General features: G+C 59.2%; 8 protein-coding genes. 4 read left to right on the top strand and 4 right to left on the bottom strand.

Going from position 1 to position 12,646, the window contains the following annotated elements; translation table 11 throughout:
• Positions 1–13 precede the first annotated feature (13 nt).
• The 3 genes from GT756_RS04530 to GT756_RS04520 are packed head-to-tail and all read right to left on the bottom strand — an operon-like array spanning position 14 to position 5,127.
• Positions 14–937, bottom strand: a complete 924-nt coding sequence (locus GT756_RS04530) for an acyltransferase (RefSeq protein ID WP_074186554.1) — start codon at positions 935–937, stop codon at positions 14–16.
• A gap of 38 nt (positions 938–975) precedes the next feature.
• A complete protein-coding gene (locus tag GT756_RS04525) occupies positions 976–4,041 on the bottom strand; it encodes an efflux RND transporter permease subunit (RefSeq protein ID WP_160124572.1) in 3,066 nt (1,021 codons plus the stop codon).
• Complete coding sequence (locus GT756_RS04520; protein WP_004886070.1) at positions 4,042–5,127, bottom strand: efflux RND transporter periplasmic adaptor subunit; 1,086 nt, start codon at positions 5,125–5,127, stop codon at positions 4,042–4,044. It abuts the gene before it with no gap.
• Between the two features lie 534 nt (positions 5,128–5,661).
• Between GT756_RS04520 and GT756_RS04515 the strand changes: the two genes are divergently transcribed.
• Complete coding sequence (locus GT756_RS04515) at positions 5,662–6,093, top strand: universal stress protein (RefSeq protein WP_004886076.1); 432 nt, start codon at positions 5,662–5,664, stop codon at positions 6,091–6,093.
• Positions 6,094–6,144: 51 nt separating this feature from the next.
• A complete protein-coding gene (locus GT756_RS04510; RefSeq protein WP_160124571.1) occupies positions 6,145–8,832 on the top strand; it encodes a cation-transporting P-type ATPase in 2,688 nt (895 codons plus the stop codon).
• 76 nt (positions 8,833–8,908) lie between these two features.
• Here the strand turns inward: GT756_RS04510 and GT756_RS04505 are convergent, their stop codons facing one another.
• A complete protein-coding gene (locus tag GT756_RS04505; protein ID WP_004886081.1) occupies positions 8,909–10,192 on the bottom strand; it encodes a putative acyl-CoA thioester hydrolase in 1,284 nt (427 codons plus the stop codon).
• Positions 10,193–10,406: 214 nt separating this feature from the next.
• On the opposite strand from GT756_RS04505, the gene hutI reads away from it, so the two are divergent.
• Complete coding sequence (gene hutI / locus GT756_RS04500) at positions 10,407–11,666, top strand: imidazolonepropionase (protein WP_174562421.1); 1,260 nt, start codon at positions 10,407–10,409, stop codon at positions 11,664–11,666.
• The gene (gene hutG / locus GT756_RS04495; protein ID WP_023320005.1) at positions 11,663–12,619 is read left to right on the top strand and encodes a formimidoylglutamase; all 957 of its coding nucleotides are present in this window, start codon (positions 11,663–11,665) and stop codon (positions 12,617–12,619) included. The genes hutI and hutG overlap by 4 nt, the downstream gene beginning before the upstream one ends.
• Positions 12,620–12,646 lie beyond the last annotated feature (27 nt).

Raw genomic sequence — 12,646 nt, 5'->3', positions numbered from 1 at the left:
GCCGCGTTGTCGGTTACAGGGTTATCACCTTCTTGAGCAGCGTACTGGAGAGCGCCGCAAGGGAAATGAGCACCGACAGGACAAACGTTAGCGCAATCACTCCCAGCTTGGTGGCTAACGAGTGTATAGGGATCAGCATCACCAGCAGGTGAAAAACGGAGTAGTGCAGAATATAGACCCCGGTCATCGCTTTGCTAACCGTCGCCAGCACCGCCTCCTTCAGTTCGCGGTTCTTTTTAAACTGCACGGCGTTAGCGGCGATCACCAGCAGGACGATCAGAATATAAATCTGCGACCCCGTGAGAATGAACGCATTGCGATCGGCTTTAAACAGCGCGAAGAAAAAGTGGCGCTCATAAAACCAGGTAAATAAATAGACAAAGGGCAGGGCGATAATCGAACCTTTAATGACCCGCGGGTCGCGTATCCACTCCGTGACTCGCGGATCGTTAAACAACTGCCCGGTTAAATAAAAAAGTAGCCATGTCCACAGACGATACTGCGGCGCCAGGCTGAAAAGATGTCTTTCCGGATAGAGCACTGAGAGCAGGTCGTAACCATAAGAGCAGCACAGCAGCGTCAGGACCACGGTGAAAAACAGGCCGCGCCGCTGACTGAGCCAGGCAATCAGGGGATGGAAGGTATAGATGACGATCAGGGCGAAAATAAACCAGGGCTGGATCAGGTAGCCGCGCTGATAAGGCTCCCAGACATAATAGACCGTCATCCAAAACAGAAAGACGATCACCACGCTTTTAATTTTGCCAATTTGCCAGTTGGCGTCGTGACGCGTCTGCGCATCAAGATAGCCGGCTACCACAAAAAACAGCGGCGTGGCGATGGTCGAGACGAAGGTCAGCAGCCCGAGGATCCAGTGATAGTCATAATCAAAGCGATCCCAGGTGTTATAGATGGTGAAAAAAGTCACCGCTGTCATACAGCCGAGTGTCTTAATAATGCTCAGACCGGTACTGTTCATCGTTGAGGCGTCATATCCTTATGGTGAAAGCAGGCGTAAATCACCGGCAGAACCAGCAGCGTCAGCACGGTGGCGAAGGCCAGACCGAACATAATCACCACCGCCATACTCTGGAAAAAAACATCGCGCAGCAGCGGGGCAAGGCCAAGCACGGTGGTGAAGGCGGTCAGCAGGATTGGCCGCAGACGGGATGTTGCCGCATCAATGATCGCTTGTCGTTGATCTTTCTCTTGTTTTTGTTGCTCTATCTCTTCCACCAGCACAATGCCGTTGCGGATCAGCATGCCGCTGAGGCTGAGAAGGCCGATTAAAGCCATAAAGCCGAAGGGGATGCCAGTCAGCAAAAAGCCGGGCGTGACGCCGATCAGCGCCAGCGGGACGGTCAGCCAGATGGCGACGGCGTTTTTTAGCGAACTGAACATCAGCACCGTAATGATAAACATCACCAGATAGCCAAGCGGTAGGGTCGTGAACAGCCCTTGCTGCGCCTCACTGGAATTCTCCGCATCGCCGCCCCATTCGATACGGTAGCCATGCGGCAGCGTCAATGCGTCAATGCGTGGTTTCACCCGGGCGAGAATATCACCCGAGGTTTGGCCGCTTTGCGGACTGGGGTCGGTCTGGACCGTCAGCACCCGGGTGCGATCCCGGCGGAGAATCAATGGATCTTCCCACTCCAGTGAGAAGCCATGGATGACGTTACTCAACGGGATATACTGCTGGCGGCTCTGGCTCCAGACCAGCACGTTATTCAGGTGGTTGGCATCCTGTCGCTCCGTTGCCGGCGGCCGGACGATCACCGGCAGCAGATCGGCGCCCTCGCGATATAACCCGGCGCGACTGCCGGAGAAATTCATCTCCAGCGCATGATCAATGTCCTGTTTATCCACCCCCAGCTCGCGCCCCAGCGCCGGGGAGTACTGCGGGCGGATCACCTTGCTGCGGTTCTGCCAGTCGTTACGCACGCTGTCGGTGGCCGGATCTTCGGCGAGAATATCGCTCACCTGACTGGCCAGCGCGCGCAGCGTATCCGGGTCAGGGCCCTTAATGCGCACTTCAATTGCGCTATCCCCGGAGGGGCCGAACATAATGCGTTTAGTGCTGGCGTTCACCTGCGGGTAGTTTCTGGCGATCCAGGCTTCCACGTGGCGGGTGACGGGGGCGATGCCGCGCTGGTCGTCCATCCGCACCATAATTTGCGCGTAGTTGCTGTACTGCCGCTGGCCGCTGTAGGTAAGAATAAAACGCATACTGCCCTGGCCAATGGTGGCGACGGTGGTGACTACCCCCGGCTGGCCGGCGATCGACCGCTCAATATCGCGGGTCATCTGCTCGGTGGCGTTAATATCGGTACCGTAGGGGAGCCACAGGTCGACAAAGAAAATGGGCGTATTCGATGACGGAAAGAAATTCTGCCGAACGAAGGTGAAGCCCCAGATAGCCGCGGCCAGCAGGGCGCCCATCAGCACCAGGGTCACGGTCTTTTGCTGCAGCAGTATTCGCAGCGTCTGCTGATAGCCGCGATAAAAGCGGCCGCGGTATGGATCGGCTTTTTCCGCCGACGCGGCGGCCGACGGGGCGTGTTTAAACAACCACCACTTAATGAGTACCGGCGTGATGGTCAGGGCGGAGAACCAGCTTAGCATCAGCGAGATCAGCAGCACCTGGAACAGGGATTTGCAATACTCCCCGGTGGAGTCCTGCGAGAGGCCAATCGGCGCGAAGGCGAGGATGGCGATGATCGTGGCGCCGAGCAGCGGCAGGGCGGAGCGGCGGATTACATAGTTAATGGCGCCCAGCAGCGGCGAACCTTGCTGGCGGGCGATCAGCACCCCTTCGACAATAACGATGGCATTGTCCACCAGCATACTCAGGGCGATGATCAGCGCCCCGAGGGAGATCCGCTGTAACTCTATCCCCCAGATATACATGATAAGCAGGGTGCCGAGAACGTTGAGCGCCAGCGATAGGGCGATAATGATCCCGCTGCGCACCCCCATGAACACCAGCAGCACGCCGACCACGATCGCCAGGGCCATCAGGAAGTTGGTAATAAAGCCATTGACCGAGTGGGCGACCTCTACCGCTTGATCGTAAAAAATGGCGATGTCGATCCCCGCCGGTTTGTCGGCGGCCATCTGCTGGAGGCGGGCTTCAAGGGCGTGCCCGACGTCAATGACGTTGACGCCAGGAATAAAAGAGACCCCCATGGTCACCGCCTGGCGGCCGTTGGCATGATAGATACTGGACGGCGAGTCGGTCAGCCCGCGCGACAGTGTGGCAATATCCCGCAGTCGGGTGGTGGCGCTGGCGCCGTGAGGGCTGACCAGCAGATCCCCCAGCTCATCGATGCTCTGAAACTCCCCGGTGGGGTGAAGGCGGATCGATTCGCTGCCAACGCGGATCTCTCCGGCGCTGGACACCACGTTGAGCCGGGTCAGGATAGCGGCGAGCTGGTTGAGCGTGATCCCGCGCGCCGCCATCTTCGCCAGCGAGATATCAACATTGATCTGTTGCGGAATGACGCCGCCGATAGCGACTTTACCGACCCCAGGAACCAGCACCAGCTCCCGACGCAGCTGTTCGGCATAGCGCACCAGTTCGGGGTTGGTAAAACTGTCGCCCGAGATGGCGAAGAAAAAGCCAAACACATCGCCAAAGTCGTCATTGACGAAAGGGGTCACGACGCCAGGCGGGAAAAGTCGGCTGGCGTCACCGACGCGGCGACGTAGCTCATCCCAGATTTGCGGCAGCTCGCTGGAATGGTACTGCGAAGCGATATTCACCGTAATTTGCGATAAGCCATTTGAGGAGATGGAGCTGACGTTATCCAGTGAGGGAAGCTGCTGAATCGCATTTTCCAGCGGCAGGGTCACCTCCTCCTCCACCTGCTGAGCGGACGCGCCAGGGTAGTGGGTGACGATCACCGCCGTTTTAATGGTGAAGGCAGGATCTTCCAGACGGCCGATATTGAGCAGGGCGAACAGACCCCCCACCCCCAGCAGCAGAATGGCTAACCAGACGCGGGTCGGGTTATTAATAAACTGACGGGAAATGTCCATTTATAATCCTCGTTCACGCGTCCAGATCCGCACCGGCTGCCCGGCATGCAGCTCGCTCACGCCCGCCGCGACCACCTGCTCACCCGCGTGGAGACCGTCGGTGATAGTCACTCCCTGCGCGGTCACCTCGCCGACGGTGACTTTGCGCTCTTCAAGAAACCGATGCGCATTGTCCCCTTTCACCACCCAGACGATGGGTTCATTCTTCGGCCGGTTATCCGGGTTAAACACCGCCTCCACTGGCACCACGAGGGTTTCCCTTCCGGCGCTGGCCGGTAAATTGCCGAGGTTGACCGTCACGGTGCCGCTAACCCCGCCGACGGTGGGAAAATCATCCGGCCGCGGCATGGTTAAAATGATCTGCCAGGTGAGGGTGCTGTTATCGCTGCTGCCGGTATGCTCTTTGTATTCCGCCGTAAATTCGCGGCCCGGCAGGGTATTGATCCTGACGACGGGACGGTAGGCGGTATTACGGATATCCAGGGAGGTGAACAGATTTTCGGGAATGCTGAAGACTACATCCAGCAGGTCGGTCCGCGTCAGGGTGATCACCGGCTGGCCGGCGGCGACCACCTGATGGTTGCGGATATGCACGCCGGCGGCAATCCCGCCGAAGGGCGCGGTGAGGCTCATTTGCGCCAGCTCTTCACGGGCGATTTTTAAGGCCGCGTTGGCGGCATCGCGATTGGCGCGCTGCACGTCCATTTCCGCCTGGGAGATGGCCTGACGTCCCGCCAGGGTCTGGAAGCGGTCGAACTGACGCTGGGCGAGGGTGGCCGCCGTTTGTCGCTCATTGACCCGCTGTTGGGCCTCGCGGGCATTCAGGCGCGCCAGCGTTTGTCCCTGGGCGATGGTCGCCCCCTGGCGAATATCCAGCGATTCCACCTGGCCCCCCCGCTTAAACGACAGCTCGGTGGAGTCGCCAGACTCGATACGTGCCGGAAACGTTCGCTGCTGGGTATTGCCCACGGCGGTCACCTGCGCCACCTTGACCATGCGCGGGGCGGACTCGACGGACGGCGATTTCTGATCGCAAGCGGTTGTCAATAAAATAACAACCGGGATGAGAGAAAAATAACGGTTCACAGTATTCCCCTCAGATTCAGGATTTATTTTACATTTTTATTACGCGGCGCACGCTTATTCGGCGAGGGCGGCGACAACCAGATAGGTGAATAGTCCCACCAGCGTGCAGGCGACAATGGCCAACGCGACAAAGAATCCCAGACGTAACAGGCTATAACCAAACATGATTTTCTCCCTTAACACCCACCCGAACCGCGAATGTCATTTAATTCGGCCCTCGCTGTGACCACTGGACATTCGGAGCGGCACTCCTGCTTGTAATCAGCATAGTCGGAGAAAAGGTGAAGTGTTAAAAAAGTGAATACCCCGAGCGTTGGCGGCATCGTTGGGGAAAGGGCAGGAGATTCGCAGGAGATAAGAGCTTTTTATAATATTTTTCAGTCTATTAATCCGTCATTTTCTAATGTTAATTTTCCTGTGCTACGTTTAATAACATCTATTCCGCTCGCCGCTTCTGTTGTTGAGATTTCGTTCCTCCCCAAGTATGGGGTTATTCATCACTACGCATTGTATTGGTAATAAAAGGATTATCTCATGTATAAAAATATCGTTGTTCCCGTTGACGTTTTTGATGCAGGCCTGGCCGACAAAGCGCTCTCTCATGCAAAATTCCTTGCCCAACATTCTGCCGGGCAAATTCATCTTGTCCATGTCATTCCGGCATTCTCTCCGGTGTTAACGCGTGGATTTATCTCTGATGCCCGAAAGATGGAAGACCATTTGATTACTACCGCTAAGGAAAAACTGACCGAGCTGGTCAAAAAAAATGGCCTGGCGGAAGACGCCAGCCATCTTTATGTGCGCAGTGGCAATGTTCGCGATCAAGTGATCGCCCTGGCCGATGAGCTAAAAGCGGACGTAGTGATTGTCGGTTCACGCAATCCGGGGATCCAGACTCACCTGCTGGGCTCGGAAGCGGCCAATATCGTGCGCTATGCCCATGTACCGGTTTTCGTTGTGCGCTGATGACGGCGGGATGTCGTCCTGACTTCCGCTTCATAAATCGAGGGAGAGAGTATGAATACAGATAAACCGGGGACGCCCTACTATCAGCGCTCCGTCGAGGAGACGCTCGCCAGCGTGCAGAGTTCGCCGGACGGGATTAGCGGAACAGAGGCGGCCACGCGCCTGCAGCAGTATGGCGAAAACGCCCTGCCGCAGAAGCCGGGTAAACCCGCCTGGCTGCGTTTTATTGTGCATTTTAACGATGTGCTGATCTACGTCCTGCTGGCGGCGGCGCTGCTCAAGGCGGTAATGGGCCACTGGATCGACATGTCAGTGATCCTCGCGGTGGCGGTGGTCAATGCGCTGATCGGCTTCATTCAGGAGAGTAATGCGGAAAAATCGCTGCAGAGTATCCGCAATATGCTCTCCAGCGAGGCGGTGGTGATCCGCCAGGGCAACCATGAAACCATCCCCACCACCTCGCTGGTGCCCGGCGATATCGTGGTGATCCGCGCCGGCGACCGAATCCCCGCCGATTTACGGGTGATTGAGGCGCACAACCTGCGGGTGGAAGAGGCGATCCTCACCGGCGAGTCGACGGTGGTGGAAAAAACCACCGAGCCGCTAAGCGGTGATTTGCCGCTCGGCGATCGCAGCAACCTGGTGTTTTCCGGGACCACCGTCAGCTCAGGGGCGGGGAAAGGGATCGTGGTGGCCACCGGCGGCGATACCGAGCTGGGCCACATCAACCAGATGATGGCGGGCATTGAGAAACATCGCACGCCGCTGCTGGTGCAGATGGATAAGCTGGGCAAAGCCATTTTTATCCTCATTCTGGTGATGATGGCGGCGCTGTTCGTCTTTAGCCTGCTGTTCCGCGATATGCCGGTCTCCGAACTGATGCTGTCGTTAATTAGCCTCGCGGTGGCGTCGGTCCCGGAAGGGTTGCCGGCGATTATCTCGATTATTCTGTCGCTTGGCGTGCAGGCGATGGCCCGTCAGAAAGCGATTATCCGCAAGCTGCCGACGGTGGAAACCCTCGGTGCGATGACCGTTATCTGCTCGGATAAAACCGGGACCCTGACCATGAACGAAATGACGGTGAAGGCGGTGATCACCGCGGACAGCGTCTATCGGGTGGAAGGGGACAGCTATGAGCCGGTCGGTAAAATCCATGCCATCGACGACCCGACGCCGATCGCCGTGGCGCCAGGATCGCTTCTTGAGCGCTATCTGCGCACCATCGATCTGTGTAACGACAGCCAGCTTATCAAAGAGGAAGGCGGGCTGTGGAAAATTACCGGCGGCCCCACCGAGGGGGCATTGAAGGTGCTGGCGGCGAAGATAACACTGCCGCCGCAGCCCAGCGAGCTGCGTAGTAAAATTCCTTTTGATTCGCAATATAAATACATGTCGACGCTTTACCGGCTGGGCGAAGAGGAGGTGGTGCTGGTCACCGGCGCGCCTGACGTTCTGTTCCGCCTGTGCCAGTATCAGCAGAGCGACAACGGACTGCAGCCGCTGGATCTCCCGTACTGGGAAAGCAAAATTGAAGAGTACGCCCGGGAGGGGCTGCGCATGGTGGCCGCGGCCTGGAAGCCAGCTGCCGCAGGCCAGACCGAGCTGACCCATCAGGATCTGCAGCAGGGGGTCATTTTATTAGGGGTTGCCGGGATGATGGATCCGCCACGTCCGGAAGCGATCACGGCGATTGCCGACTGCCTGCAGGCCGGGATTCGCGTGAAGATGATCACCGGCGACCATCCGCAAACGGCGATGAGCATCGGCAAAATGTTGGGGATTGGCAATGCGGGTAACGCCATCACCGGGCGCGAGCTGGAGGTGATGGACGACGCGCAGCTGAGCGTCGCCGCGCAGCAGTTCGATATCTTCGCCCGCACCAGCCCGGAAGATAAGTTCCGTCTGGTGCAGGCTCTGCAGAGCAAGAAAGAGATTGTCGGCATGACCGGAGACGGGGTGAACGATGCCCCGGCGCTGAAGCAGGCTGACGTCGGCGTGGCGATGGGGATCAAGGGAACCGAAGTCACCAAGGAAGCCGCCGATATGGTGTTGACCGACGACAACTTCGCCACCATCGCCAGCGCGGTCCGCGAGGGGCGCCGGGTGTATGACAACCTGAAGAAAACCATTCTTTTTGTCATGCCGACCAACCTTGCGCAGGGTTTACTGATCGTGATCGCGCTGCTGGCAGGCAACGTGCTGCCGCTGACGCCGGTGCTTATCCTGTGGATGAACATGGCCACCTCCGCCACGCTGTCGTTTGGTCTGGCGTTTGAAGCCGGTGAGAAAAATATTATGCGGCGGCCGCCGCGCGACCCGAAAATTCACGTCATGGACGGGTTTGCCATCTGGCGCGTGGCGTTTGTGGGGTCGATGATTGCAGTCAGCGCCTTTATTCTCGAAGCCTGGCTGCAGCCGCGCGGCTATTCGCCGGAGTTTATCCGTACCGTGCTGTTGCAGACCCTGGTCACCGCCCAGTGGTTCTATATGCTGAACTGCCGCGTATCGGATGGTTTCTCGTTAACCAAAGGTCTGCTGGCTAACAAGGGGATCTGGATCGTCAGCGGCGTGCTGCTGGTGCTGCAGCTGCTGATTATCTATGCGCCGTTTATGCAGATGCTGTTTGGCACCACCGGGCTGCCGTTCCGCTACTGGGTGATCACCTTTATCATCGGCTTCGCCATGTTCCTGATCGTGGAACTGGAAAAACCGCTGACCCGCAAATGGCGAACCGCCTGACGGCGTGAAGCGCTGAACGAAAAAGGAAAGAGGGGGCATCGCCCCCTCTTTTATTATGCTTCACGCTTGTTGCGCTTTACTGTTTCGGCTCGGCGACCACGCTGCTTCCCACGCCGCGGTTGTTATATTCCCACATGCGGTTGAAGCTGTTGTCGTTGAGGTTGCGCTGCAGATTGCCTTTGTCATCCGCGCTGCCGGTGTTGCCGCTGAACGGACGGCCGGAGCCTACCGCTGCCGCCCACGGCTGGGCGATGTTAAAGCCTTCATTGATGGCGCTGTCGCGGATCACGACCTGACCGTTGCTGTTGCCGTCAACATCCAGCGCGCGGCCGAGCTGCGCGACGTTATCCCCGGAGGCGGTGAAGCGGCTGTTAGTCGCCAGGAAGCCGTAGGTCACGCTCTTCAGGGTGGCCGGCGCGAAGACATAGGCTTCTTTCTGAGTACGGGAGTTCACCACGCGGAAGTCGGTGTTATCAAACACCACGGCGCCACGGCCAGAAACGATATCCACGTCGCCTTCAATATAGCTGTTGGTTACCAGGGTGCGAGTCTGGCGGTTGTCCTGCAGACGGTTCTGCACACCGCTGTTGGTCACGAAGAAGGTGTTCTGGCGGCCAAGAATGTTCACCTTATCGATCTGCACCTGGTCGCCATCGCTGCGCAGGGCAACGGCCTGGTGGGTACCGGCATCGACGCTGTCGCCAAGGTTGTTGGCGATGGTCAGGTTCTGCAGCTGCAGGCCGTTATTCTGCGACCAGAAGACCGCGGAGCACATCACGCCGACGGTGGCGGTGGATTTGCTCTGGCAGCTGTCGAACATATACCACGCCGGTTTGCCCGGCATGTATTTGCCACCCGGATTGACCAGACGACGCCAGGTGTTGCGATCCATCTCAGAATCAATGGCTTCGCTGATTTTTACGTCAATCGGTTTATCGCCGGTACCATACAGAGTCAGGGCGCCCGGCGCCGCCGGAACGTAGACGGTGCCCGGGTATTCGCCCGGCATGATGGCGATAAACAGGCGACGGTTAGAGTGGCGGGCAATTGCCGCATCCACCGCTGCCTGGACGGTAGTATGGGTCACGCCCTGGGTTCCCGCCGGGCCGACGATAAAGTCAGGCTGCGCCGGCAGGCTGATGGCGGACGGCGTCCAGGCCGCGGCATTGGGGTTCAGCGACTGGAAATAGGCCGCCGGGGTAAAGTTTTTCGCTTCATCGGCGTTCAGAATGGGACGCGCGGTGGTGCCCGGTGCAGTCTGCGTTGAGGGCTGTTGATCGGCAGGCGTCGAGCTACAGGCGGACAGCGTCACGCCGAAGGCCAGCGCCAGCGCCAGACGGGAAACGGAATATGTGTTCATGTTGCTCCGGGCAAAATTAAGCGTAGTGAAATACCCCGGCTGAGACGCCAGGGTATAAGTCCTTTAAAACCTGCTGTTTTATACTAACTTGAACGAAACGGGAAGATGCGGGCTGAAAAACTTACCTTCTTTACGCAATGAACGCTTTCCCGGGACGGTCCCTAGTCACAAATAAATAACATTTAGTCGCGCTTTTGTTGACATTCCCGACGTTATGAAAATAAATGTCTATACAACCCATGACAAGTTAAGCGCTATGACTGAAGCCACTTCCGAACTCGTTATCTGGCGAAACGCCCGTCTCGCCACCTTGAACCCCGATCACGCTCAACCGTACGGTCTGCTGGAGCGCCACGCGCTGCTGGTCCACGACGGTCGCATTGCGGCGATCGTCGCCGAAGATGACCTTCCCAGCGGGCGCAGGATCGATCTCGAAGGCCGGCTGGTCACGCCGGGATTAATCGACTGCCACACCCATCTCGTCTTCGGCGGCAGCCGGGCCCAGGAGTGGGAGCAGCGTCTGAACGGCGTCTCCTATCAGACCATCAGCGCCAGCGGCGGGGGGATTAATGCCACCGTGCGCGCCACCCGCGACAGCAGCGAAGCCGAGCTGCTGGCGCTGGCCCAGCCGCGGCTGGCCCGCCTGCTGCGTGAAGGGGTGACCACTCTGGAGATCAAATCCGGCTACGGTCTCGATCTGCAAAACGAGCGCAAAATGCTGCGGGTCGCCCGCCAGCTGGCCGACGACAATGGCGTCGAGCTTTCGGCGACGCTGCTCTCTGCCCACGCCACGCCGCCGGAATATCAAGGCGACGCCGACGGCTATATTACGCTGGTCTGCGAGACGATCCTGCCGACGCTGTGGCGGGAGGGACTGTTTGAAAGCGTCGACGTCTTCTGCGAAAACGTCGGTTTCAGCCCGCAGCAAACCGAGCGGGTGTTTCAGGCGGCGCAGGCGCTAGGCATCCCGGTTAAAGGTCACGTTGAGCAGCTCTCTTCGCTGGGCGGCGCGCAGCTGGTGAGCCGTTATCACGGACTGTCCGCCGACCATATCGAATATCTGACGGAAGAGGGGGTGGCGGCGATGCGCGAGAGCGGCACCGTGGCGGCCCTGCTGCCCGGCGCGTTCTACTTCCTCAATGAAACCCGCAAACCGCCGGTGGAACTGTTGCGCAAGTACCAGGTGCCGATGGCGGTGGCGACGGATTTCAACCCCGGCACCAGCCCCTTCGCCAGCCTGCATCTGGCGATGAACATGGCCTGCGTCAAATTTGGCCTGACGCCGGAAGAGACGTGGGCCGGCGTGACGCGCCATGCCGCGCGGGCGCTGGGGCGGCAGAACAGCCACGGCCAGCTGGCGGCGGGCTTTGTGGCGAACTTTGCCATCTGGGATGCTGAGCATCCGGTCGAGATGGTGTATGAGCCGGGGCGCAGTCCGCTCTGGCAGCGTGTGGTACGAGGAGAACTACAATGATGCTGTGGCAAGCTACCCCCGCTAACCTTTGGCAAGGTCGCGACGACAGCGCGGAAGCGCCGAATGCGCTGCGTCTGTTCCAGACCATTCCCCGCGCCGAACGCTTCGCGCCGCAGGAGATGCCCGGCGATATCGCGCTGCTCGGCTTCGCCTGTGACGAAGGCGTCCGGCGCAACAAAGGGCGTACCGGAGCGGCTGACGGCCCGGCGACCCTACGCCGGGCGCTGGCCAATATGGCCAGCCATCAGGGCCACGACCGCTGCGTGGATATGGGCACGATTAGCGTCGAAGGCGACCAGCTGGAAGCCGCGCATCAGGCGCTGCGCGAGGCGGTGACCGCCTGCCAGCGCGCCGGCAAACGCACGCTGGTACTGGGCGGCGGCCACGAGACCGCCTTCGGTCACGGCGCCGGGATACTGGATGCCTTCCCCGGCGAAAAAGTGGGCATTATTAACCTCGATGCGCATCTGGATCTGCGCTTTGCCGAGTGCGCCAGCTCCGGGACGCCGTTCCGCCAGCTGGCGCTGGAGTGTGACGCGCAGCAGCGCGGTTTTCACTATACCTGCATTGGGGTCAGTCGGGCGGCCAACACCCAGGCGCTCTGGGAGGAAGCGGCGCGGCGCGAGGTGGCTATTGTGGAGGATCTACAGGTATTAGAGGCCTTCGAAACCCGGGTGCTGGCGGAGCTTGAGCGCAATATCGCGCAATTCGACCGTCTGTATCTGACTATCGATCTCGACGTGCTGCCGGCGCGCGAAATGCCGGCGGTATCCGCGCCGGCGGCGCTGGGCGTGCCGCTGGCGACCCTGCTGCGCATCGTAGAGCCGTTGTGCCGCAGCGGTAAGCTGCAGGCGGTGGATCTGGTGGAGTTCAACCCGCAGTTTGACATTGACGGTCAGGGCGCCCGCGCGGCGGCCCGTCTGGCATGGCAAATCGCCCATTGGTGGCAGTAGCCATTCCGGTATATTCTGGGTGTTTCG

It is taken from the genome of Klebsiella sp. Q2 (assembly GCF_009900705.1).
GTDB lineage: Bacteria > Pseudomonadota > Gammaproteobacteria > Enterobacterales > Enterobacteriaceae > Klebsiella > Klebsiella quasipneumoniae.
Note: the sequence above shows the minus strand (reverse complement) of the source record. Positions and strands in the feature narration are given on the sequence as shown.